Origin of the sequence: Pedobacter aquae (assembly GCF_008195825.1) — a bacterium.
Taxonomy (GTDB): Bacteria; Bacteroidota; Bacteroidia; order Sphingobacteriales; family Sphingobacteriaceae; genus Pseudopedobacter; species Pseudopedobacter aquae.
Genome location: NZ_CP043329.1, coordinates 1,113,524 through 1,138,903, shown reverse-complemented (window position 1 = coordinate 1,138,903; position 25,380 = coordinate 1,113,524). Strand labels below are relative to the sequence as shown.

Below are 25,380 nucleotides of genomic sequence, written 5' to 3'. Positions count from 1 at the left end.
TAAATAAAGTCTATTTTTGATATGTACTAAAAATGGGGAGCCTACACACTATATCCGGAGCATGCGAGGATACCTCTGGTATAGCTACCATCACTTCAACCCCTAGTTTATGGGCATAATCAAACGCTGTTCCTGTATGGTAGCCTTTATCGTAAAGCATAGTAAAATCGCTCTTTCCCAGTATGGCTTTTGTTCTTCGCACCATATTTCCCATAGCCTTACTATCGTTCTGATTGGTTACTTTAAAATCTATAGCTAAGTTGTGTTTGCTATCTATAGTTGCCTGTACATTATAAGCAACCTCTGTAATATTGTTTCGGGTAATCAGCTGCCGACTGTCTGGGTCTGAGGTTGAGATCTGTACTTCTCCACTTTCTTCAAGCGATTTTTTAAAGCCCAAGTATTTATTCCTTTGCTTATGGTGTTTACCTATTTTCTCTATCAGTTCTTTTTTATCAGTAGACAAACTATCACCATCTTCTTGGGCTAGCAATGTTTGATACTGCTCTAGCTTATCATCAATGTAAGCGATATGCCTTTCTATTTTTGCAGGATTGAAATTGTTCTTCTTTGAGTTTTGAGCTCGCAATTTAGTACTGTCGCCTGCCAACAACTTTCCACCTATCAGGTCAAAATTTTTTGCTAAAGCTACCGTTGCAGAAAACACTTTTCGAATAGCTTTAGGATTGTCTTTCCTGAAATTGGAGATCGTGTTATGGTCTGGTACTAATCCTTTCATGAGCCACATCACCTCTATATTACGACGACATTCTTTTTCTAGCTGCCTAGAAGAGCGAATTCTATTAAGATAACCATAAATAAAAAGCTTTAGTAGATCTGCCGGATGGTACGCAGGACGACCATTATCTATAAAATCCATAGCAAAACCATGCTCAGACATCTTTATCGTGTTCACAAACAAATCTATCAAACGCACTTCATGATCCTGTGATATAGCTTGCTCTAAGCAAAAAAACTCGGTTTGGTTCCTATCTCTTCCTGTGATGAATTTCATACTACAAAATACTAAGAAACGCTATAACATAAGCACTATAATTATTAATATCATGTGGAAAAGTTATTGAAGGTTTTTAGACAGTTTGACGGTTTGCGGCTACCCGAAGGGCGGGACTTTTACCACAAAATTTAATTTGAAAAACTAATGTTTGATTAACCACAAAACTGTCTTTGGAACACGAAACCCCGCCTTTTGGGTAGGTGCTGTTATAGCCAGTGGTTCTTGTCCACAGACTTTGCAAACCATTGTCAGTATTGAGTTTCTGTGTCATTGTCGTGTCGGCTGTTAGGTGCGTTTTTATTTTTTAAAGCGTTGGAAAAAAAAATTGAAACTATCTTTTGGGTCGGTGAGGTGGAAGCTCTTTTGCAATTTTTGGCCTGTGCGATGGCTTTTACGAGTTATTAAAGTCAGTGATAATATCGTATCTAACATAAAATTCTTTTGTCCCTTCATGTATGTCAAAGTAATTATTTAGTTCAGTAATAATTGGTATGAATATTCTATTTTCAGTAATTATGGTTGTCGTTGGAACTGCTTTTCCACCGGTGGATTCGTCAGATAGCTTTTCCTTTAATTCAATGTCATAATATAGTGAAAGATTATTTGAAGCATGTGTAAAAATGTACACTACTTTATGCATACTCCAAATAACTTTTGTTGTGTGTGGTTCTAAAAAGAATTCCAATTGACTTTTAAAAATCTTATCTGATAAACTTAAGAATAATGAAAAATTGTTAAGATGTGGATAGGGCTTATCTGTTTTTAAAATCTTCTTGTCAGTTTTTGTTTCTCGTCTAATTATTGGTGGAACTGCACCATACTCATCAAATGTAATTTTTTCAGCAGCATTGTTTTCAATTATACTTGGAATTTCCTGCTCTACCGTTCCAACTTGATTTTGTCTTACAAATTGAGAATGTGTTCTGATAATTGTCGTAGATTTTTTCAATACTTCTGGAAAATCTATGTCACCTGAAACGTATTCTGACAATAAAGATTCTAATGCACCCAAGTCGGAATATTCGTACTTGTAGAGTTCTCTGTTTCTCATAAGTATTTTATGTAATGCATCAGCCCCTTGTCTAGTTGAAGAAGGCACATATGCAGAAAATTTCTGGTATAAATGATTTCTTACAAAGTCTTTAACAAAACTTCCAAACAAAGACCAGTCGGTAGAATAGATTTGAAGAACTTGCTGAACAGCACTTGATTGTCTCGATAAATACACTATAACAATATTGTCTTTGTATTCTACTAAACTTGGTACTTGATGACTTATGTCTGCGATATAAACCTTAGAGTCGGCTATTAAATAATCTTCGTTCAAGATATTCGTAATACGAAGTATCAATGTTACTTCTGAAAAAGATAAATCCTTTGTTTCAAACACTTTCAGAATTCTTGCTTTATCAGGCACTTCTTCAACCCCTAAACGTTTTATATATTCAAGTTGAATTCTTCTTCTTGGGTTATCTTGGCTTAGAAGCATTAAATAAGAATTCTCATTCCCAAATTGTAAGATGGTTGAAGAGTCTCGGCCTGAATAATAATAAACTTTTTTACCACCGACTGTAGGAGCGATTTTGTTTAAATTCCATCTTTCATCGTTTGGTTGTACTACTATTTTAAGATTCTTTGCAAGCTCAAATTTATTGTTAGATGAAACGTAGTTTAAAAAGCCTGAATTCAAATCTGATATTTCTAAATTTGAAATTGATTCAGCAATTTTTGTTTCAATTGTATTAATAATTTGAGAAACCAATTCTATACTTTCTCTACTCAATGCTTCTCTACCTGCTGTAGGATGGAGTATTGATAAGTTTACAACGCCTCCTAAATTAAAAAAACCTGACACTGGAATTGGAGCTAATCCAAAATAGTTTCTTAGACCATAAATGCCTCCAGCTCCTTGTGACAAAGCGATGTCTCCGATAATTGGCTGTGCATTTCTAATAATATTGGAACAATAAACTTTTACAATATTTTGATTTGTATAATTCAATTGAAGAGTGAAGCTTGAATTGTTAGGAGTTATAACATTATATGTCTCGTTTTTGTATAGATTTTCAGGTCTTACTTCAAAAATATCTGTGTATTTGTTTTGGCTTACAACTGAGCCATTAATAATTACTGGAATGTTTAAATGCTTTATGTATGGATTGAGGTAACTGATTGCACCTTGAACAGTTAAATTTAGGGCATCATCAAGTTCCGCAATAATTTGAGTACCTGCTTCTCGTTTTTCTTGAAAAGTTTTAATATCAATGCATTCTTCCGTAATGGAAAGTGACTCGCGGTTGGCAAATGTTTCAATTGTTTCATCACCTACAGCATAGTGAGTAATTACTTTTATTGATTTGCAAACTCCGAAGTTTGCCATTGCTCCAATTCCAAAAGTTCCAACAACACCAGCTTTTTGAGCAATTTCATTATTTTTTCCACTAGAGCCTGCTTTCCAGAAATTATTGCTTACAACATCTTTATTCATTCCAATTCCATTGTCCTCAATTGTAATGTATTTGGAATCTATATTTACAATTATTTTTGGCTCAAATGACCCTGCACCATCCAACTGCATTCTCATCAATATGGCATCATATCCATTTTGAATATTCTCACGAAGAAGTGCGTAAGGAGAATCATATATGTCATTAGAAAGAATTTCTAAAACCCTTCTGACTTCAATTTGAAACGATAATTTGCTTGTATTGCTCATTTTGTAATTGCTTCAATTTTTTTGATTAAATCGGTTACTGCTTTAGCTGTTGGTGCATTTAAATTTATTTTCTCAGCTACTGCTTTCATTTGCTCTTTCTTCCCTAATTGTATAGCTGCATTTAAAACAGTAATTGCCTCCTCATCCGTTTGAGGGTCTGAGAAAACTCTAATTGCTAATTCAAAATCTTCAGTTTGTAAAATGCACTCAGCTAAAAATTTTCTTACGAAAGCATCTTTTGTATCAAGAGTTAGTAATGTTGATTTAGCATCTTGATAATTTTTATCATGTATTAATCTTTCAATATCAATGAAAGTTCCACTTATATCTGATGCAATTGGTTTTTCAATTTCTAAAGTATAATGACTTACATTTTTTGAATCAATTCTGCCCGCTGTCCAAATTGGATTGTCAAATGGTGAGGAATCCGTTTTTTCTCTGACATGTAAAGTGACTTCTAAATTTGGATTCTCATCCTTATTTACTATTTCAATCAAATTATATTGGCGATTATTTCCAACTGGCAATTCATTTGGACCACCGCATAAAGTACCAGCACTAAAAACAATAATTTTCTTTTGCTCTATTACATCGCTAAATTCATGAATGAGTTCTGTTTTGTGTTGGTGACCATGAAATCCGATTGAAATACCAGATTCAATAAAGTTTTTAAGTCTGCTATTGTCCATATAATTTGAATCATATGGTAAGCCTTTAGTATTATGATGCCAAGTCGAAAGAATTAATCTCCCTTTCTTTTGTAACGAACGGAGTTTCATGTTAACATTAGCTATACATTCAGGATGAATGTCGCCAACGAGTCTCAAATGGTCATTGTTATAACAACTGTTGAAAGCAGCTATTGAAAGATTAAATTCAGGAAAATCAAAAATGTCAAATTGTTCTTTGGGTTCTATGCTGTATGTTCTTTTACCTTCATAAAAGTTATGATAAAAATTTGCAAAGGCTTCCAGTCTCCTATTGTACTTGCTAATATCTGATATTCTATAAAACGATAAATCTTTCCAAGACCAACGGGTGATTGAAGTTTGATTTAAAGCTTCTTTTAAAATTTCCCATTTGAGGTTATTTTTTTCATCCAGAACCACAGAGCTTTCAATTTTCTCCATGCTTTCTTTAGAAAATTTCCAATCAATATCATGGTTTCCAGGAATAATTACAATTCTGTTTTTATTTCCATCAAGAAAGTGATTAGTTAAGTCATTAAGAAACACAATTGCTTCCTCATATTGTTTTAGTACCTCTTCTTCAGATCCATCAGGTTTTATTGAGCCACGAATAACATCTCCACTAACGATAATAATATCGGGGCTTTTAATTTTCGGATTTTCTGAAATCGAGTATCTGTCCTTATCTTTCACTAGAGATGAAAGCAAAGCAACGTTTGAAATTTCACAGCCTTTACTCCTGTGCAAATCCGAGATATGTAATATTGATAACTTGTTTGCCTCTGCCATCTAATTCAATTCAATTTTCAGTCGGTTAAGATACGATTTTTCATCCTTAAGGCGGTCATTGTCATGCTGTGGTGGGTGGGAGAATTGGCTCTTTTGCAAGCTTGGGTTTGTGTGTCGGCTTGTGCGGCTTGCAAATGTGCCAATTGTGCGTTGGCACAATTTCATTTTTTTTTGTGCGTTGGGGAAAAAATAAAAAATATAGTGTTGGTCAGCGTGTCGGTTTAAATGCTGACTTTTTGTAATATGGTCTGATTGTTTTTGGTCACCTGTCAAAATGGTTTGTCTTTTTTTAATGTTTAAATTTTGGTCGGTTTGTTGTCTTTGGAACGGTCGTCCTACCATTGGCTATAACGTTTTGCCGCTTGCCGCAGTGGGGGATTTCGGAGCACTTCACTGTCAACCAAGCACAAATGTTGATAGAAGCACTGCACTTGATTTAACCACATCAGCCCCCATTGCGGCAAACGGCTGTGCTTGTTGCACAACTTCCTATACCATCCAAATATACCATACCTACATCAATAAATACAATAAGAAAAATCCTATTTAACAACCTGTTTATCAGTTATTTAATGATATTTTTACTATATTTACTCATGCAAGGGCGTAAACATATTCAACCTAAAATCATCTATCAAGTTAACATCAATGATTTGGTTCCTGCTGATAATTTCTATCGTAAGCTTGAACAAACTCTTGATTTAAATTTTCTCTATAAAGAAACATTATCTTACTATGGTAAAGAAGGACAAGAAAGTATTGATCCGCTTGTTTTCTTCAAGATTTGTTTGGTAGGATATCTCAATAATATCAATTCTGATAGGCAGCTTATTGCTTTCTGCGCTAATTGTTTAGATGTAAGATGGTATTTAAAGTACGATTTAGATGAGGCTTTGCCTTGGCATTCTACCATCTCTAGAACAAGACAGCTCTATGGGGAAGATGTATTTCTATCATTATTTCAAAAAGTACTTAGCCTTTGTATAGCAAAAGGAATGGTCAGAGGTAAGCGTCAAGCTATAGATAGTGCTTATATCAAAGCTAATGCTAGTATGGATAGCTTAGTAGAAAAAGAAATTATTGACGATGTAGAACAATATGCAAACGAGCTGAACGAAGGCTCTGAATATAAAGTTAAAGCTAGTATCAAAAAGGCTGTAGAGCGACACCATGCTTGGAAAGAGAAAGAATACAAGGGAATGCCTGGACATGTGGATAATCCTAAACAAGTCGATGAAAACGGAAATATCATTCGACCTAAATACCTCAGTAACCATACCCATTACTCTCCTACTGATCCAGATGCTAAAATAAGTACCAAACCAGGAAAAGCGAGACAGCTCAATTATGCAGGACAACTTGCCGTGGATGATGCTCACCATGTTATCACTGCCGCTTGTGCTAGTAGCGCTGGTAATAAAGACAGCCAAAACCTTGCAGACATCTTATCGCAAACTATACAAAACCTAAGCATACATCACATTCCTGTTGATCAGATAACCGCTGATGCTGGTTATAGCAGTGGTGAGGCTCTCGCCTTCTGTGAAGCCCATCATATTGATGCTTACATCCCTAATTTTGGTCAATATAAAGCCGAAAGAGACGGCTTTGAATACAATCAACTACTCAACCAATATGAATGTAAAAAGAAGAATGGAAATTTTGCCGTATTAGCCTTCAAAGGAATAAAAACTGATAGTAAAGGTTATCAAAAGAAAAGCTATAGAAGCAGTGAAACAGATTGCAAAGATTGCCCATTAAGAATCACTTGTTGTGGGGCTGCTACAAAATTCAAAAAGATTGAGGATAGTATTGACAAACCCTATTACGACCGTATGCACCAAAAACTGAAAGCTAATCCTCTATACGCAAAAGCTATCAGTAAAATAAGGAGTAGAACGGTAGAACCTGTACTAGGTACTTTAATAAACTTCATGAATTTGAAGCGGCTAAACACCAGAGGGATGATCAGCGCTAATAAACACGTCTTAATGAGTGCTATGGCTTATAATCTGAAAAAATTAATGAAATTTTCTCGTCCTAAAATTAAATATCACACCCTAAGTGTGGATGTATTAAAGCTAAATCAGCATACCAAACTTAATTTCTTAATCCCTTTATAGCTGAACTAAAATAAGCCTTTTAGAGACTCGCTTTTTTTACAAACAATAAAACAACAAAAAAAATGTGCCTCGCTTATATCAGCTTTAAATAACGCTTCTTTAATTAATAAAATGATTTTATATAACTATTTTGTGAGTTGTGCAACAGTTACGCCTGTTAGCAGTAGTTATTCTATTCGTCTGCCAAGTCTGTCTGCCCATTGTGTCAAGAATTTGTATGCAACGTTCTGAACTGTTTCAAGTTGATTAATTACATTTTCTACATATTGAATGTCAACTGTTACGCCACCGTGTGCAATTTTATTGCGTATTTCGTTATTGTCGTTTACCCACCTGTCGTTACCGTTGATATACTCCCAATTTGCACAGTCGCCCCATAGTGTAACAAAGCAGTCCCAAATCTTATTTATTATTCCTTGTCTCGTTCTTTCGTTGTCATTGCAATAACCGTCTGCGACAACACTTATAGAATTCCAAAATGCTAAAAACTTATCAAATGGGTCTTCTGTGTAGAGTCCTTTTCTATACCAACTAAATGCTCTTAGAAGTTTATTTTCATTTAAGTTGAGTTGTCTTGCAAGGTCAAAGCAAAATCTGAACTCCTCTTCGTCAATTACTGCCCGAACTATATTTCTGTCTGCAATTTGTCTATACTCATTCAAACTTACATTTAGTGTCGACTTTGTTTTAAGTGATAAAATGTCAAGCATTTTTCCAATGAAAAGCAAAGCAACTTTATAGGCTCTGTCTTGGTCTGCTGTATAAACAGTTGAAGATATTACAAACCCTTGTTGGTGTTTTTTTATAGAAATGTCGCTACGAAAAACATTACCAAAATCAAGTTCTTTGTCGGTATTAAAATTAATTTGTCGTCTAACTGTAACAGGTCCTGAAACTAAAAGTTCTACGTTATAAATTCTCATTTATGCTTACTTTTTGTCTGTTCCTTTAAGTAGTAATGCTCCCGCAATTGCCATAAGTCCAAGGTAAATAGGTGCAGCCGATGTATAACCACCGCCACCACCTTCGCTTGAGTAGTTCATATATCCTGTCCATTCAGAACTAAGATTACTCATTTCTACAATTTCACCTAAGTCATTTGATAGTAGGTTTAAACAAAAAAGTAGAACACCAATAATTGGTGGTATCAATAAAATGATACCAAAAATTCTTTCTAGTCTGATGTTTTGCTCTGGTTGCTTTTGTTGTTCGTTTTCTGTTGTCTCCATAATGTTTGATTTTACGTTGTGTCGTTGTTTATAATTACTGCTAACTAGTATATATGTCCAATAAAGTTGCACAAATACAACATAAAACAGTGGTATATGTGCAACTCATCATGTTATTATAATCTTTATATAAAATATAATTTACATCCAAATTCACAGGTATTTTCATATTTAGATTTTAATTCTAAGTAAGTAAATATTTATTGAAAGTCAAAAATTAAAGACAAATCTTGTTTATGTAATAATTATTCCTCTTTCAGCTATTTTTGTTTTAATTACCTACTATATTCACTATGTTTGTTTAACCTTTTCTATAGCAATCTATATCATCAAGAAAATTTATTAACACAAGTCCACGTATAGCCCACCTATACCCCACCTTTTATCCACGTTTTCTCCATACTTCCTTCGAGGCTTCTCCTGAGCTTCTCCCAGACACATTCGGAAAAATGGGGCTATTTCTCGAACAAGTCTCGAACATGATACGGAGAAGGTGTAAAGCCGAAGGCGTTTTAGTGTATAAAGCTTAATACAAAAAGCTCCAAATCATCATACAGAAATTGATTTTCTTCTTTTATTTTACCGACTCTGCATACTAGAAGCTTATAATTATTTTAACCACGGAGGGCTCAAAGTTCACAGAGAGCTTTTATAAGTCTCCACCCAGCTTTGTGTCCTCTGCGTACTCTGTGGTTGATTAAAAATTCAAAAGGAAAAATTCAGAGGGAAATTCAAAAGGTAAAATTCAAAATTAAAAAATCAATCAAAAAAGCAGAAGGCGGAAAGCTTAATCAATCATTCAATCCATCAAAATTCAATCAATAATTAAAAATAGATTGCTTCTTCGTTCCTCATCGCAATGACAAGGAAAATTCAAAAGGTAAAATTCAAAATTAAAAAATCAATCAAAACTCAATCCATCAAAAATCAATCAATAAAACTCACCACCAATACAAAAACATCTTATTTTTGCGTTTCCAAAAATTTATATGACATCAAAAATTAAAGTGCTCTCCTATTTACTTATCGTTTTTTGTGTATGGCTTACGGCTTGCTCTTCATCTGATAAAAATACGGTTAATAACTCTGAACTTACTTTTGAAGACTTAAAAGGGATAGTTTTCCATGAAGTGAGAAGGGAATTTAAAAACGGATTATCTTTTAATGAGATAGGCTTTCAGCAAGAACCCGAATGGACTTTAGCTTTCCAAGCTCAAGATTCTGTAGATGTTTTTAGTCCTACCATGAATAAAATGGTTGGTTTTTACCTCCACCACGATCATAAAAGCTATTATAATTTCGCTAAAGAATGGTTTAGTGTAATTTCTTTAGCAAAAGACAGTATTGTTTTGCAGCGTTTAGAAGTACAAAGTTTACGTGTTAAAAACGATGTACGCTCTAATGTTTACATGACTTTTTATGCAGATAATTATATCAAAAACAAGCTTAAAACTACAGTTGCAGAACTAAGAAAACCAAGTAAACAAGATACTTTATTTGTTACCGAGAGGGCTAAACAGGCAAATTTACATCCGCTAGATTCTAATTATTTATTTGCAGCCCGTAACCCTGTGAAGTTTACAGCCATCAGTAAAAATATTAGCGTAGAGAAAACCAGTACGTTTGATAAAGCTTTATCGCAAAGTAAATCTTATGCTTATTTATATCCAGAATACGAGGTAAACATCAGCAAAGCTTATAAAGAATTTAATTTTGCCTTTAGGGTTATTGTAGAAACATCGGGTAAATTAACGGTGTATGATTTCCCTACTTTTGATGAGGATACCGAAAAAGCTCAAAGAAAAGTTTTCCAAGGTATTTTGGATGTTTATTTAGCCAATATGCTAAAGATTGAGCCGGGAAATACATTAGGCATTAAGCATGCTTCTTTGGTAACACTCTATGTAAAAGGAAAGATAGAATAGGTATTTTTAATGAATTTTAAAATTAAAACATTTCATTTGTTCGTGATTAAACTATTTAAACCAAGTAAATGCATAAAAAGCTCTTTTATTTCGAAAACTTAAATAAATACGATAGGCTTACATTTATTATATATGTATTCATAAGTATCATCGTATTTGTATTTTATAACTATGTAAATTCTACTGATACAAATAATAAAATGTTATTTTATTATATATTTTCAACCATCTTTTTTTGTATTTATTCAGCTTTAAATCCTTAAGAAACTTATCAAGTTATTTGATTTGGCTTGGGATAAGCTTAATACAATTTCTCTTTTATTTAGGGATTAAAAATAATCCAAACTTAGAAATGGGCAATAGTAATGCTGCTTTAGGTTTAAGAAACGTATTTATTTTATTGATCGTTTTTCAAGTTTTAAGATTTGTGAATATTAAAATTCAAAAACAAGAATTCGTTGCACCATCTAGAGGGTCAAATGTTGATGTTTTTGACAATAGGAAGATAAACTATATTGATTATATCTCTTTCCTAGTTTATTTAGCTACTTATCTAATATTAACTATCAAAATCTAGAGTTCTACAATAGATAAAACTTACTTCACAAATTGCTCTAGTAATTGACTTAAAGTTTCCTCAGGGTTTTGGGTTAAACCCGGATGTACTTTAGAACATTGTAAAATAGTGCTTCTGGTGGCGGTTAACCATCTAAAACGAGAGGGTAAATCCAACTGGGCAATGGGCGAATCGCAATTTTGGCCTTTACAAATACAATCAAATATATGCAGGTGTTGCTTTAAATCATCAATTTCTACAGCTGATGGAAATGCTCTTAATCTGTTTTCATCTATATAAAAAACAGCTTTTAAGAATTTAGCTTTAGCGCAATACAATACCACCCCAATATTTAGAAATTCTTCTCTTTCTACTTTAGGGACAAGGCGAATAATCGCATACTCATATAAATTACGCTCTTGCATTTTTGGCGGCTTCTAAAAAGTTATCGGCATGATTTAATCGAGTAGTTAAAAAGGCTAAATAAGCATTTCTGTATTCTTCCGGATTGTTAAAATAAGTTCCATTTAACCAATCATCAGGAATAAGCTGTACAATTTCTTCTAAAATATTGGGGGTAATTTGTGCTTTAAAAATGGCATGTGCTTCATCAAGCTTGGTAGCTTGCTTTAATAAAACATGGTCTTTAATTAGCGTAAAAGATTTTTTTGCTTGCTCTTGCCAATTATCCCAAGAATGATGAAAATATAAAGAAGCACCATGGTCTATTAACCAAAGCTCTTTGTGCCACCATAGCATATTGGTATTTCTGGCGGTACGGTCCATATTCATTAAGAAAGCATCTAACCAAACAATTTTTGAGGCCAAAAGAGGATCCACCTGATACACGCCAGGGTCGTAGGTGATAGAACCAGACAGGTAATGTAAAGCTAGGTTTAATCCGGTACTAAATTTTAGCAAATCCTGAATTTCTTCATCAGGCTCGGTACGACCAAAAGCCTCATCTAAATCTGCAAAAACAAGCTCTGGTATTTTAAAACCCAATTTACGGGCTAGTTCCCCTCCTATCAATTCGGCAATTAAAGCATTTGTACCTTGGCCAGCACCTCTAAATTTTAAAACATAAAGAAAACCATCATCCGCTTCGGCAATAGCAGGCATAGAACCGCCTTCTCTTAAAGGAGTTACATATCTGGTGACCGTTACTTTCCTTAATTCCATCATCAAGCTAAATATCAGCTATTTTTCTTCTTTATAATAAATTTTATAATAATTCATGCCTTTGCTATCATCAAAGCCATTTTCTATCAATTGTCTATCGCCATGGATATAAACATGGAAGTTTTTATCCAATTTTAAAACTGTTTTATAGGCGCTACTTTGCTTTTTTACGGCTTGTGTAGAAATATCAAAGCGCTCTCCTATAGGGGTATCAAACTCTTGCTCAAAATTCTGAACCATTGCTTTAAATGATGTTGCAGCGGTTTCGTTTCCAATAACTTCTTCAGAAAACTCGTTAAAATCAAACTGTTCTTTTTCTTTAAAGTATTTGATGGATTTGTTTAATAAATCAATCTTATCTGGTTTTGATACTTCAAATTGCTCGTCTATTTTCTCGTTAACAAAGTTCTTGTATAAACTTAGGTAATTATTGGTTTGGTTAAAGTTATCGTTTCTGATTTTTAGTTTCAGGAAATCATCTTTCCAATACACTGCGGCTTCTTGTGTTTTGTTGGTTTGGTCTATCACCACCACTTTATAGCCTTCTTCTTTATCGGTATTTAAAATTAAACAACCTTTATCTAGTTTTTGGATGTTGATAGCCTCTTGTTCATAGGTTAAAGCAAAGCCGCCAGCATCAGGGTAAACCTTCATGTAAGTTTCTTTGGTTTCTGATTTAAAGATGCCTAAAGCCTGATGAAGCTCTCCTTCTATTTGTACATCGTGAAACAAAGCGATATAAACCTCGCCCGATTTTATTTTTGGATGGTTTGAAATATCGTATAAATGACGGGTTATTTGCTGACTAAGCTCATGAAAATTGGTGGTATCTTTAAAAATCTGACTAGCAAAATGATAGATTTCATTTAAAGCTAAATCGCTAGAATGCATAAAACGGTAAACCTCATTTACCTTTTCAAAAGGTTTTAGGAAATACTGCATCAATAAATTTCTTAGAAACTCGTCTTGTATGTGTAAGGTGCTATCAGAAAGGGTAAAATATTCGTCTTGTACTTTATTTCCTACTTTATGGACAGAGATATGCTCTAAATCGGATTCAAAAAATGTAATCATGCCCTAAAAATATAAATCATTTGCCACTTTAAAGGTATTGCAGTGGGCATCAACAATATCTTTTATATTGGGCGAGTAGCCACCACCCATACTTACCTGAACAGGAAGCTGTTGAGCCAAGCATTTTTTAAACACCATTTCATCTCTTTTTTGGCAGGCTGCGGGGCTTAAAGCCAGTTTACCCAATTTATCGGTAGCCAAAACATCAACTCCGGAAAGGTAAAAAACAAAATCGGGCTTAGCTTTATCAAATACTTCATCTAATTTTTGGTCGAGCATGGTTAAATATTCATCATCTTCAACGCCATCTGGTAAAGGAACATCTACATCAGACTGTTCTTTTCTAAAAGGGAAATTTTTATCGCCATGAACAGAAAAAGTAAAAACCTGAGGATTGTTTTGAAATATTTGAGCGGTACCATTGCCTTGATGAACATCTAAATCAACAATTAAAATAGATTTGGATATTTGCTTATGTATAAGATAATTAGCTGCTATAGCTTGGTCGTTTAACAAACAAAAACCTTCTCCCCAATTGCTGCCAGCATGGTGTGTACCGCCAGCAACATTAAAAGCCACGCCATTTTCAATAGCATAAAAACAGCCATCAATAGTACCTTGGGCAATACGCAATTCTCTTTCTACCAATTGTGCTGATAGCGGAAAACCTGTTCTTTTCTCTTCCTGATAGGTTAAGGATAAATTTTTAAGCTTTTCCCAGTATTGTTTTTCGTGGGTTAAGAGTACAATTTCTTCATCTAAAATATCGGGAGCGTATAAATTCTCTTGCGTGATGATACCTTCATGTTTAAGTTGTAGCGGAATAAGCTCATATTTCAGCATAGGGAAACGATGTCCCTCTGGCAAAGGATGGGCATAAATAGAATCGTAAGCTATTTTAAGCATTAAAAGTTAAGAAATTTAGCAACGAAAATAAGCTTATCATCTGTGTTATGGAACCAATTCGGCAGGTTTTTCTTTCTTGACTATGTAATAGTTACTGATGAATTGAATGATAACTGCAATACTTATAAAGCCTAAACCAAACCAAGCGGCCTGAATAACAGTTTCATACATGGCTGCATCTACCTGCGTTCTTTTCAATTGTATGCCGTAAAAAGCCCAAATCACTACTAAACCAAAATAGGGGTTACGCTTAAAGCGGATGATATAAAAAGCTAATAATGAAGCTACAGCTATCAGGATAATCGTCCATAAGGAGCCGGAAACACCCCCATCCCAATTGATGCTATATAAAAAAACAGATGTATTGGCGATGGTGGCTATGCAAATCCAAGCGAAATAAATACTTAAAGGGATTTGGGTAAACAACCTAGAAGACAAGCTTTTAGCAGGATTAAATGTATTGATACTGATATTGATTTTTATTAAAGAAATCAACTGTATCATCATCATCACTAAAGCAAGACCAATATATTCGTTTAACCAAACAAAAACCCAAATAAAAGTTGCAGCATTATTAATCATAAACCAATAACCTATTTTTTGTATTACTTGATTAGGCTCTGCATGGATATCTTTTTGGTAGGCTTGTCTAAGATGATAAATCGTGAAGGCGAATAAACCTAGATAAATAATTCCCCAAATGGCAAAAGTTATGCCCGCCGGGGTGAAAACAGTGTCGTATTTTTTAGAAATATCGCCCATATTACCATTTCCAATAAGGTTAAGTTGCGATAACTGAGAAGCGGTAAAGGCCAAAACGTAAACTATGAAATTTAGCCAAGCTAGTGTTCTTACTTTTTTCATGATATAAATTTAACAAAATGTGGATGATTATGTTTAGCAAGACAGTTTTAATGCCATTATTAACTTTTCTGTTTAAAATAATTCCTTACTTTAGTTATAAAACCAAATCACAAGAAATTGAAAATTTTTAAAAACTTAACAGCGTTAGTATTAATTGCTATAGTTGCTGGTATTTTAACCGGTATATTCTTTCCTGAGTTTGCTGATACCGCTCGTATATTGAGCGAAACATTTATCAATATGATAAAGATGGTGATAGCGCCAATTATCTTCTTTACCATTGTTTTGGGTATTGCCAGTATGGGCGATATGAAAAAAGTTGGTCGTGTGGGCGGCAAGGCATTACTTTATTTTGAGATTGTAACCACTTTTGCCCTTTTCTTCGGACTTTTTATTGTGAATTGGGTTAAACCCGGAGATGGTTTTGCCTTTAATGGCACTGCTAATGAAAAGGTTAATCAATACGTTGAAACTGCCGAGGGTATTAAATGGCTAGAGTTTTTTACTCATATAGTGCCTTCTAATGTTATTAATGCTTTTGCTGAGGGCGATATTTTGCAGGTGCTTTTCTTCTCTATTTTATTTGGTTTGGCTTTAACCCAAATGGGTACAACAGGGCAAAGTTTACTATTAACTTTTGACAGGCTTTCTAAGGTGTTCTTCAATATCATGAAATTTATCATGAAACTGGCTCCGGTTGGTGCTTTTGGCGGGATGGCCTATACCATTGGAACTTATGGTTTAGATGCATTAATGCCTTTGGGAAAACTGATGGTATCTGTTTATGCTACTATGGCCTTGTTTATTTTCATAGCCCTAAACCTGATTTGCTATTTCTATAAATTTAGTTTGTGGCAGTATCTCAAGTTTATCAGACAAGAAATACTTATCGTTTTAGGTACGTCTTCATCAGAATCTGTATTACCAAATATGCTAGATAAAATGGAGCGTTTTGGCTGTTCTAAATCTGTGGTGGGTTTGGTTATCCCTACGGGCTATTCTTTTAATTTAGATGGAACAACCATTTATTTGGTGATGTGTACCGTTTTCTTGGCTCAAGTATTTGGTGTTGATTTAAGTTTTACGCAGCAACTCACCATTATAGGGATTTTAATGATTACCAGTAAAGGTGCTGCCGGAGTTACAGGAAGTGGTTTTATTGTCTTAGCTTCTACCCTAACCGCTTTAAAAGTTATCCCAACAGAAGGTTTAGCTATTCTTCTTGGTGTTGATAGGTTTATGAGTGAGGCAAGATCTATCACCAATTTAATTGGTAATGGCGTAGCTGCAATTGTGGTTGCCAAAAGTGAGAAAGAGTTTGACGAAGAGAAAAATAAGTTGGCTTTAGCTGATCAGAACTAACGATTTAGTTGTTGATACTTCCAGGGTGATATTGATAAACTACCTGAAAGTTTTGATGCTGAAACTCTGGAGCTATTTGACCAATTTTTAAGTCTTTTCTCTGTGGAGTGGGCTCGCAAACGCTATATTTTTCTCCTTTATATTCTATGGCTTCTCCAATAGGTTTATCAAATTTAACCGCCATGGTAATATGCGAAGGATACAATAAAGCTATCATGGGTAAATTATAAATCTCCTTTACCAGATAAAAAAATAAGGCTACCCTATCATCGCAGTCGCTATATTCTTGAAACAAGGTTTGTTCTGGCGATAAACGCTTCTCTTTACCAAAGTTTTGCTCATCATTCTCGTATAAAAAAGCATTTCTAGTGAATCTCATCAAATAATCAACACCTTTCTTTTGACTCATTCCTTTCAAATTATGCTTTAAATATGGAATTAAAGAGCTGTAGGTCTCTCTGCTTAAAGGAATATTAAAATAAGACTCAAAATTAACACCCGGATAGTTCTTAAAAATAGCCTGAATATCGGCGTTAAGCTTTATTTTAAAATGATACGCCTTTTGTCGATAATTAAAGGCTAATTGTTTTTCACGATAATCTTCTGGCTTAAAATCTGGTATTTGCGTTACCTTGTAAGAAAAGGCTTTAGTAGCTTCGGGTACATTTAATTTTACCGGGATGATTTTATCTTTTGCATAATCAGCCTGTTTGTAATCATGAAAATTTAAACACATCATTTGCTTATCGTCCTCTAAGTAATAAGGGATGTCGGCAATGTCTTCATCACTCCAAACATAAAACAACAATTGTCCAGGGCCTATAGCTAGTTTAGTATCATAGCCAGATTTTGCCAGCAAAAACCATTTGTAAAGCGTATAACGCTCATAATTATCTTCTTTTGGACTTATTTGTTGAGCTGTTTTTCTAATTAATTGATAATAAAACCAATCGTTCAGCTGTTTTTTTTCTTTGTATTGCGTTAAGGTTTGTATAATAGCTTGGTAATTACCTTTATTTAAACGATTATAAAACTGACTAATAGATGCTGCGGTAAGTCCGTCATCAAAAGGAATATCTAAAGATGCATCAGTAGAGAAATTAAAGGTTTCATCATAAAACTGAAAGGCAAAATTCTGCGCTTTTACCTCTTGTTTTAAAAGAGAGAAAAACATCAAAAAAAAGATAAGAAAGCAATATCTTGTAAAACCTTTCACGATGTGTTAATAATTTGGTTATTTTAAATTTACATAAAATTAACATTAAATTCATGTCATAGGTTTTTAATTTTAATCAAAAAAATAAGGCCTCGTTAGTAACGAAGCCTTAAATCCCAAACTTATTTTATGATGTTTTTATAATTCCAATTTACCTTCTACACTGTCATCCATTGTTTTACCTGTTACCAAAGACAGTGCCATTTTTGCAAAAGCCACTACCTGCCCGTTTTTGGTGTCCCAATAATAAGATTGTGTAGGTACAACTTTTATAAGACTAATATTTGGGTCATCAACACCTTCTTGAAACCAAACTTTATGTAAAGGTTTCCATAACTCTTCAATTTTAGCTTTATCAAGGATAATTTCTGATATACCATAAACATTTAAAAAGCCAGCATGCTGATGCTCTTGAAAGAAAAGGTGTGTGAAAGGGTCGGTTTGTAATTCTTGATTTCTTTGGCTGTCTTTAGTACTCATAAACCAAAGATTACCTTCATTGTCTACTTTTAACAACTCCATAGGCGAAGCTGTTAAAGGCAAACCTGTTTTTATACTGGTACAAAAAAAGCAAGTTTTTGCGCCTTCTGCCAATTCTGTAAGTTTAGCAATAGCTTCTTTACCAGATAGAGATTGGGTATGGTTATTTTCTGATGCTTGTTGGTTTTCCATAGTCTTTGTTTTTGTTGTAGAAATACAAAGACTGTTCCATAGCCATTAAACCCAGTTGATATCTTTTTTAAGCAAGTTTAAAGTTTCTTCTTCTTTGCTACCTGCTGGCGTTTTATAATCATAAACCCAAGCAGCCATTGGAGGCATACTCATCAGGATAGATTCTATTCGTCCATCGGTTTCTAATCCGAATTTTGTACCAGAATCGTATACTAAATTAAACTCGGCATACCTGCTTCTACGTTGATATTGCCATTGCTTTTCTTCTAAAGTGAAGTGTTTATTTCTGTTTTGATTGGCTAAATAAGTATAAATCTTAGCAAAAGAACGACCAACAGCTTTAGAAAAATCAAAAATCTCTGTCCAGCTATTACCAGTACTTTCGGGCGTTAACCTATCGTAAAAAATACCGCCAATACCTCTGGTTTCTTGTCGGTGCTTGATGAAAAAATAATCATCAGCCCATTTTTTGAATTTTGGATAAAACTCAGGGTTGGTATCATCACAAACTTTTTTCATGGTTTGATGAAAGAATTTAGCATCCTCAGGTATAACATAATGCGGGGTAACATCTATACCACCACCAAACCAACGGATAGATTCTTGGCCATCGCTTTCCATTTCAAAATACCTAATATTCATGTGGATAATAGGCACCCAAGGATTATGCGGATGCAAAACTATAGAAACTCCTGTAGCAAAAAACTCTTCTTTATCGGTTTTAAAGGCTTTTTTAATAGCATCAGGAAGTTTGCCATGTACAGCAGAAAAATTAACACCACCTTTTTCTATCAAAGCACCGTTTTGTAGAACCCTGCTTCTACCACCGCCACCGCCGTTTCGCTCCCAGTTCTCCTCTTCAAACAAAGCAGCACCATCTAATGCTTCTAAGGCATCGGTTATTTCTTGTTGAATATTCTTGTACTCTTCGGCAATGTGTTCTTTTTTTAGCATCAGCTTAATGTTAATCTTAATTTGTTTCTGTATGCAGCAAGTAATTTGGTTTTAGAAATGACACCTACAAAAGTATCATCATCAAAAACTGGTAAATACAATAAATCTGTTTTATCAAAGTAACCAACCATTTCTGATATATTATCTTCTAATTTTAGTTTTACTGATGTTTTAGTCACAAGTTCTTCAATGGTAAGTTTATGCTGTAACTCGGTATCTAATAAAACCTTTTTAACTTTTTCAAACCAAATAAAGCCTGCAAATTTCTGATGTTTATCTTTACAAATAATCAATTGATGGTCAGAATTTTTAAGTACCCATAATAAATCTGCCAGTTTACTTTCTGTCGAAATTTCATCATACTCTGTTTCTAATATCTCATGAATTTTTATTAAGCTTAAGATATTCTCATCATAATTGTCGGTAAATATTTTCTTATCCTCAATCAAATCTTTAACATCCATAGAATGAGGTTCAAAAACCTTAGCAATAACGTAAGAAGATGTAGCTACCAACATCAAAGGAATCATTAACTCATAACCGCCTGTGATTTCGGCTATTAGAAATATCCCTGTTAAAGGGGCATACATAACGCCACTTAATACACCACACATCCCTACCAAGGTAAAATTATTGACAGGTAAAGTATTGAAACCCATTTTATTAAACAAGGAAGCAAAAAAGAAGCCCATAAAAGCACCAGTAAATAAAGAAGGTGCAAAATTACCTCCACTACCACCACTTGCCAAGGTGAAACTGGTTGCTAAAACCTTGGTTAGGAATATTAAACCAGTAAAAAGGATAATCATCCAGCTGTTTTCTGTTGGGATATTAAAAAATGTACCTTTTAACAAGCCTTCTGGATTATTTGAGGCTAAGAATTTAACAGCTCCGTAGCCTTCGCCAAATAATGGTGGAAAAATAAAGCATAATAAAGCAATAATTAATCCTCCTAAAATAGCTTTGTTATAAGGACTCCATTTTAGTTGGTGATGAAAAATATAATCTATTTTTCTAGATACCCGAGAATAATAAACAGCCACCAAACCGCTAAATACACCTAAAAGGATGTAATACGGTACATTACTATGGTCAAACTCTTTTAAGCTCCTAAACTCGAAAAGAATATCATCATTTAAAATGATTTTAGAGATTAAAGCACCAGAAACGGCAGAGATAATTAGGGGGATAAAATCAGAGAAAACTACACCAACCAAAATAACCTCAACAGCAAACATTAAGCCTGTTATGGGGGCATTAAAAACCGCTGCTATACCAGCGGATGCGCCACAGGCCAATAATAAAATACGCTCTCGGTAGGTTAATCTGTAAGTTCTGGCATAATTAGAACCTATTGCAGCACCTGTAACCGCTATAGGTCCCTCTAAACCCGATGAACCACCAAAACCAACAGTTATAGCGCTTGCAATTACCTGACTGTACATTTTAAACTTTGGAATAACACCAGACCTTTGCGCTATATCTAATAGAATATTGGCTACGCCTCTCCCATCTTTACCTTTCAGAAATTTACGAACCACCCAAACGGTAATTAATATCCCCGTTAAGGGTAAAAAAAGATTAAGATATGGATAGTTAAAAACTTCTAACTGATTATTTACCAGTACATGGATGTAATGTACCATAGATTTGAGCAAAATAGCGGCGGTACCGGCAGATAAGCCAACCAATACGCCAGATAAAATCAAAAACTGATTTCTACTAAGGCGTTGATGAATTGACCTGATGATAAATTTATGCTGGTTCCAAAACTTCATACTATTCCTCTACATAATCTAAATCTTTGCCATAAGTTTCCTCGAGGTTATAAACAGCTATAAATGCAATAACTAAGGTGGTAACTCCCACTATTAAGCCCGAATTGATAATACCTACCTGATGCTTCAAATACTCGAAACTAAATGTTACTAAAACTAAAGAACCTCTTATAAAATTAGGAACCGTAGTGGTAACAGTAGCTCTTAAATTTGTTCCAAATTGTTCGGCAGCAATGGTGACAAATATAACCCAAAAACCAGTAGAAACGCCTAAAAGAAAGCAAATAAGATGATATGTAGAAGCATCAATACCTTTAGAGAATAAATAAAATAATATACTGGCTAAAGTGGCCACTAAAAACACAAAAACAATTTTTTTACGCGTTTTAAAATACTGACTTAAAACACCGCTTAAAATATCACCGGCAGATATACCCAAATAAGTAAATATAATCCCTTTTCCTGCACTAAGTGGCTCGGTAGCCCCCATAGCAATACCAAATTCTGGAGCAAATGTTACCAATATGCCTACCACAAACCATGTTGGTAAGGCAATTAAAGTACAGTTGATGTATTTTTTAAAACGAGGCCAGCTGGTAAACAACATTAAAAAATTGCCTTTGCTTACCTTTTTATGTTGAATTTTATGGTAGATACTAGATTCTATAACGCCTAAGCGTAATACCAAAAGCAAAAGCCCCATTCCGCCTCCAATAAGATATGCGGTTTGCCAAGTAAATTTATCACCAACCAAGCCAGCAGCAACCGCACCAAGTAAACCTATAGCCGCAACCAGCATGGTACCATAGCCTCTTTTCTCTTTACTCATACTTTCTGCTACCAAGGTTATACCTGCACCTAATTCGCCCGCTAAACCAATACCAGCAATAAATCTGATAAAAGCATAAGTAGGTACATCGGTAACAAATGCGTTGGCAATGTTTGCTAAAGAATACATTAAAATAGAGCCAAATAAAACTTGTAATCTACCTTTTTTATCGCCCCAAACACCCCATAAAATTCCACCTAGCAACATGCCTATCATTTGCGCATTAATTAGGGTTACACCTACAGAAAGTAAATCTTCTTGGGCAACGCCTATAGATTTTAAACTTGCTACTCTAATAACAGAAAATAAAACTAAATCATAGATATCAACAAAATAGCCTAGCGCAGCTACAACAATAAGTAAGGTTACATTTTTATTATTCGACGGATTCATAAAAAGCTGGAAGTGAGCGGCAAAAATAAGATTTACATCTAATTATGAAAGTAAATAAGTAGTTAAGAAGCAATAGCGTCCTAAACGAATAAAAAAAGAGAAAGGAAAGTTTTAACTCATCGTTACCTTTGAGGTTGCACAAAAACAAACCCTTTCTCAATGGTAAATGTAACACTATTCTCCCAAATCATATCAAAACTTGAGCGTTCAAAGTTCAACAAACTGGTATCTACATCTCAGAGCGACAAACATAATAAAGGTTATACAAGCTGGACACATCTAGTATCGATGTTGTTCTGCCAGTTTGCCAAAAGCCAATCGGTACGTGATATTAGTAACGGTCTTCGTTCAGCTACTGGCAACCTCAATCATTTAGGTATTCAAAAAGCTCCATCTAAATCTAGTGTAAGCTATCAGAACAAGCACAGGGACTATAACATCTTCAAGTCCTATTATTTCATACTGTTAGAAAGTTTGGGACAGCAGGCAGGCTTTAAACAAATAAAGTTCAGGATTAAGTCCAAAATCTTCCTGTTAGACTCCACTACTATCAGTCTGTGTCTTTCTCTATTTGATTGGGCCAGGTACAAAACAGCTAAAGGAGCGGTTAAACTGCATACTCTGCTTGATTATGATGGCAATCTACCAGCATATGTCAATATTACCAACGGCAAAACTGCGGATAACAAAGGAGCTTATGATGTGCCTTTACACAAAGGAAGTGTTATTGTTGCAGACCGATTCTATAATGACTTTGCCCTGCTGAATGTTTGGGACAGCAACGGCGTATTTTTTGTGATCAGACATAAAGAAAACCTCCAATATACTACAGTTAAGGAAATATATTGCCGGAGAACAGGCATAAGAATATCCTGATTGACGAGATTATTGAGCTTAAAACCGCAAAATCAAAGGACAGCTATCCCAAAAACTTAAGAAGAGTGGCTGTTTGGGATGATAAAAATGAACAAACTATAGAAATTATTACCAATCAAATGTATTGGACAGCAAACACCATCAGTGAGCTTTATAAAAGCAGATGGCAGATTGAAATCTTTTTTAGAGAGATCAAACAGAACCTGCATATCAAATCATTTATCGGAACCACAGAAAATGCCGTGATGATACAGATATGGACAGCGCTAATTACCATCCTCATCCTTAAAGCACTTAAAGCAATGGCTAAATATGGATGGCAGCTCTCCAACCTTATCGCATTTATCAGACTTAACATATTTGTGAAAATAAATCTACAGAATTGGCTCGATAGGCCTTTTGAAGAACCCGATGAGCTAAAAGATAAACAAGTTATTCAAGGGGTTCTTTTCTGAAATCTATTTTTATCTCATAAATTTTAAGCTATTGCGTTACTTTTGATGTTTTCATAAACGTTTAGGACAGTATTGGTTAAGAAGATATAAATTTAGTTTTGTTTAAGAAAAGAATACAAAAACCTAAACATTTTTATTTTTTTTTAGTTTATAGTCTGATGGAAAACTTCATACATTATAATCCTACTAAGATTCTTTTCGGAAAAGATGTAGTGGATGATATTTGTCAGGAAATTTCTCCTTACGGTAAAAGAGCTTTACTGATTATAGGAAAAGGTTCAGTTAAACAAAATGGTATTTATGCCCGTGTAATTTCTTTAATGAATATATGCGGCTTAGAGCATTATACTTTCGAAGGCATACAATCTAACCCCACTTTTCAGGATGCTGATGCTGCTGTAAAACTAGCTAAAGAAAAGCAAGTAGATATGATTGTTGCTTTAGGTGGTGGTTCTGTAATTGATACAGCAAAAGCCGTGGCAGCTGGTTTTTATGTAGAACATTCTGTTTGGGATTTTTATTTAAGAAAAGCTTCTACACCAAAAAAGGCATTACCTATTATAGCTATCTTAACTTTGGCAGCAACAGGCTCAGAAATGAATAGCGCAACTGTTCTACAGGATAGTGAAAACGGTATTAAAACAGCTATTCTTAACGATTTACTTTATCCTAAAGTATCATTTCTAGACCCCAAATTAACAGCTTCTGTACCGCTTAATTATACAGCTTATGGTGTTGTGGATTTAATAGCACATGCCTTAGAGCAGTTTTTCGGAAAAGGAAATGCTCCTTTAACAGACCATTACACAGCTGACATTATTAAACTAGCTATGAACTATGGTCGTAAAGTGATGGTACAACCAGAAGATTATGATACCAGAGCGCAAATTATGTGGCTGGCTACCAATGCTTTAAACGGAACTCTTAGTGCAGGTAAAAGCCCGGGCGATTGGGGCGTACACCATATAGAACATACTTTGAGTGTGCTTTATGATATTCCTCATGGAGCTGGCTTATCTATAGTTTACCCGGCGTGGTTAAAAATTCAGCTACCCAAAATTAAAGAGAAGCTTGCCTTTTTAGCTAAACATGTTTTTGAATTTTCTTCTATTGATGATGAAGCGCTAGGTTTAGATTTTATTACCGCTTTAGAAGCTTTCTTTAAAGAAATGAATTCGCCAATTAGCTTAACAGAGGCAGGTATAAATATCAAAGAAAAGCAAAGGATATTAAATAATTTGGCTCAAAATAAAGTAAGCGGTATGGTTTACCCACTCACAGAAAAAGACCATCAAGAAATTGTAGAAGAAATGTTCTAAGTTTTAATTTATTACATAAAAAAGCCGCTTTGATAATATCGAAGCGGCTTTTTAGATTTTAGCTCTTTAAGAATTATATAGATTTAATAATATCTCTTAATCCTAATGATTTGATGATAGCTCTATATCTGCTGATATCTTTTTTGAAAAGATAAGCTAATAAAGCTCTTCTCTTACCAACCAGTTTTTGAAGTGCTAACTGGGTAGAGTAATCTTTTTTGTTTTTCTTTAAGTGACCAGTTAAATGCGCAATTCTGTAAGTGAATAATGCGATTTGACCTTCTGCAGAACCCGTGTTAGTTTCTGCTTCACCATGTTGTTTGAAGATTTCTTTCTTCTTCTCTGTACTTAAATACATTACCTGAATAATATTGAAGCGTAAAAAATTTAATTAATTGCTTGCAAAGGTAAGGCTAAAAAATTAAAAATCAAATCATTATTAATAGTAATATTAT

At 34.2% G+C, this 25,380-nt stretch carries 21 protein-coding genes and 1 pseudogene; 6 read left to right on the top strand and 16 right to left on the bottom strand.

Translation table 11 applies throughout. The annotated features are described in order from the left end of the window. Positions 1-10: 10 nt before the first annotated feature. The 3 genes from FYC62_RS05000 to FYC62_RS04985 form a co-directional block, all read right to left on the bottom strand. Positions 11-1,015, bottom strand: a complete 1,005-nt coding sequence (locus FYC62_RS05000) for a transposase (protein WP_205943790.1) — start codon at positions 1,013-1,015, stop codon at positions 11-13. A gap of 394 nt (positions 1,016-1,409) precedes the next feature. After that, complete coding sequence (locus FYC62_RS04990) at positions 1,410-3,734, bottom strand: ATP-binding protein (protein WP_149074157.1); 2,325 nt, start codon at positions 3,732-3,734, stop codon at positions 1,410-1,412. Further along, positions 3,731-5,212, bottom strand: coding sequence for a metallophosphoesterase family protein (locus FYC62_RS04985; RefSeq protein ID WP_149074156.1), 1,482 nt, complete (start codon positions 5,210-5,212; stop codon positions 3,731-3,733). The genes FYC62_RS04990 and FYC62_RS04985 overlap by 4 nt, the downstream gene beginning before the upstream one ends. Positions 5,213-5,784: 572 nt before the next feature. On the opposite strand from FYC62_RS04985, the gene FYC62_RS04980 reads away from it, so the two are divergent. Further along, positions 5,785-7,335, top strand: a complete 1,551-nt coding sequence (locus FYC62_RS04980; RefSeq protein WP_149074155.1) for an IS1182 family transposase — start codon at positions 5,785-5,787, stop codon at positions 7,333-7,335. Between the two features lie 167 nt (positions 7,336-7,502). Here FYC62_RS04980 and FYC62_RS04975 read toward each other — a convergent pair whose 3' ends face one another. Both FYC62_RS04975 and FYC62_RS04970 read right to left on the bottom strand, forming a co-directional pair. After that, the gene (locus FYC62_RS04975) at positions 7,503-8,258 is read right to left on the bottom strand and encodes a methylamine utilization protein MauJ (protein WP_149074154.1); all 756 of its coding nucleotides are present in this window, start codon (positions 8,256-8,258) and stop codon (positions 7,503-7,505) included. Positions 8,259-8,264: 6 nt separating this feature from the next. Continuing rightward, a complete protein-coding gene (locus tag FYC62_RS04970) occupies positions 8,265-8,564 on the bottom strand; it encodes a hypothetical protein (RefSeq protein WP_149074153.1) in 300 nt (99 codons plus the stop codon). A gap of 989 nt (positions 8,565-9,553) precedes the next feature. Here FYC62_RS04970 and FYC62_RS04965 point away from each other — a divergent pair. Further along, positions 9,554-10,489, top strand: coding sequence for a hypothetical protein (locus tag FYC62_RS04965; protein ID WP_149074152.1), 936 nt, complete (start codon positions 9,554-9,556; stop codon positions 10,487-10,489). A 352-nt stretch (positions 10,490-10,841) separates the two neighbouring features. Beyond that, on the top strand, positions 10,842-11,066 hold the full coding sequence (locus tag FYC62_RS04960) for a hypothetical protein (RefSeq protein WP_149074151.1): 225 nt from the start codon (positions 10,842-10,844) through the stop codon (positions 11,064-11,066). Positions 11,067-11,086: 20 nt separating this feature from the next. On the opposite strand, the gene FYC62_RS04955 is transcribed toward FYC62_RS04960, so the two are convergent. The 5 genes from FYC62_RS04955 to FYC62_RS04935 are packed head-to-tail and all read right to left on the bottom strand — an operon-like array spanning position 11,087 to position 15,071. After that, positions 11,087-11,470: a DUF3037 domain-containing protein gene (locus FYC62_RS04955; RefSeq protein ID WP_149074150.1), complete on the bottom strand. Its 384-nt coding sequence runs from the start codon at positions 11,468-11,470 to the stop codon at positions 11,087-11,089. Further along, a complete protein-coding gene (locus tag FYC62_RS04950; RefSeq protein ID WP_149074149.1) occupies positions 11,457-12,230 on the bottom strand; it encodes a HipA family kinase in 774 nt (257 codons plus the stop codon). Before FYC62_RS04950 ends, FYC62_RS04955 begins: the two co-directional genes overlap by 14 nt. Before the next feature lie 15 nt (positions 12,231-12,245). After that, complete coding sequence (locus tag FYC62_RS04945) at positions 12,246-13,301, bottom strand: nucleoid-associated protein (protein ID WP_039453775.1); 1,056 nt, start codon at positions 13,299-13,301, stop codon at positions 12,246-12,248. Positions 13,302-13,304: 3 nt separating this feature from the next. After that, complete coding sequence (locus FYC62_RS04940; protein ID WP_149074148.1) at positions 13,305-14,207, bottom strand: histone deacetylase family protein; 903 nt, start codon at positions 14,205-14,207, stop codon at positions 13,305-13,307. 45 nt (positions 14,208-14,252) lie between these two features. Next, positions 14,253-15,071 carry a hypothetical protein gene (locus tag FYC62_RS04935; protein ID WP_149074147.1) on the bottom strand — a complete coding sequence of 273 codons (819 nt, stop codon included), beginning with the start codon at positions 15,069-15,071 and terminating at the stop codon, positions 14,253-14,255. A 117-nt stretch (positions 15,072-15,188) separates the two neighbouring features. Between FYC62_RS04935 and dctA the strand changes: the two genes are divergently transcribed. After that, a complete protein-coding gene (dctA, locus tag FYC62_RS04930) occupies positions 15,189-16,433 on the top strand; it encodes a C4-dicarboxylate transporter DctA (protein ID WP_149074146.1) in 1,245 nt (414 codons plus the stop codon). A 4-nt stretch (positions 16,434-16,437) separates the two neighbouring features. Here the strand turns inward: dctA and FYC62_RS04925 are convergent, their stop codons facing one another. From FYC62_RS04925 to FYC62_RS04905, 5 genes are all read right to left on the bottom strand, one after another. After that, positions 16,438-17,607: a hypothetical protein gene (locus FYC62_RS04925; protein ID WP_149074145.1), complete on the bottom strand. Its 1,170-nt coding sequence runs from the start codon at positions 17,605-17,607 to the stop codon at positions 16,438-16,440. 180 nt (positions 17,608-17,787) lie between these two features. After that, positions 17,788-18,321 carry a pyridoxamine 5'-phosphate oxidase family protein gene (locus FYC62_RS04920; RefSeq protein ID WP_149074144.1) on the bottom strand — a complete coding sequence of 178 codons (534 nt, stop codon included), beginning with the start codon at positions 18,319-18,321 and terminating at the stop codon, positions 17,788-17,790. A 45-nt stretch (positions 18,322-18,366) separates the two neighbouring features. Next, complete coding sequence (gene hemF / locus FYC62_RS04915; RefSeq protein ID WP_149074143.1) at positions 18,367-19,275, bottom strand: oxygen-dependent coproporphyrinogen oxidase; 909 nt, start codon at positions 19,273-19,275, stop codon at positions 18,367-18,369. Beyond that, positions 19,275-21,053 (bottom strand): chloride channel protein, encoded by a 1,779-nt coding sequence (locus FYC62_RS04910; RefSeq protein ID WP_149074142.1) that lies wholly within the window; start codon positions 21,051-21,053, stop codon positions 19,275-19,277. The genes hemF and FYC62_RS04910 overlap by 1 nt, the downstream gene beginning before the upstream one ends. A gap of 1 nt (position 21,054) precedes the next feature. Next, positions 21,055-22,275 carry an MFS transporter gene (locus tag FYC62_RS04905; protein WP_149074141.1) on the bottom strand — a complete coding sequence of 407 codons (1,221 nt, stop codon included), beginning with the start codon at positions 22,273-22,275 and terminating at the stop codon, positions 21,055-21,057. A gap of 159 nt (positions 22,276-22,434) precedes the next feature. On the opposite strand from FYC62_RS04905, the pseudogene FYC62_RS04900 reads away from it, so the two are divergent. Next, a pseudogene (locus tag FYC62_RS04900) lies at positions 22,435-23,606 on the top strand (IS4 family transposase). Between the two features lie 158 nt (positions 23,607-23,764). Continuing rightward, the gene (locus FYC62_RS04895) at positions 23,765-24,925 is read left to right on the top strand and encodes an iron-containing alcohol dehydrogenase (protein ID WP_149074140.1); all 1,161 of its coding nucleotides are present in this window, start codon (positions 23,765-23,767) and stop codon (positions 24,923-24,925) included. Between the two features lie 73 nt (positions 24,926-24,998). On the opposite strand, the gene rpsO is transcribed toward FYC62_RS04895, so the two are convergent. Further along, the gene (rpsO, locus tag FYC62_RS04890) at positions 24,999-25,283 is read right to left on the bottom strand and encodes a 30S ribosomal protein S15 (protein ID WP_039453799.1); all 285 of its coding nucleotides are present in this window, start codon (positions 25,281-25,283) and stop codon (positions 24,999-25,001) included. Between the last annotated feature and the right edge of the window lie 97 nt (positions 25,284-25,380).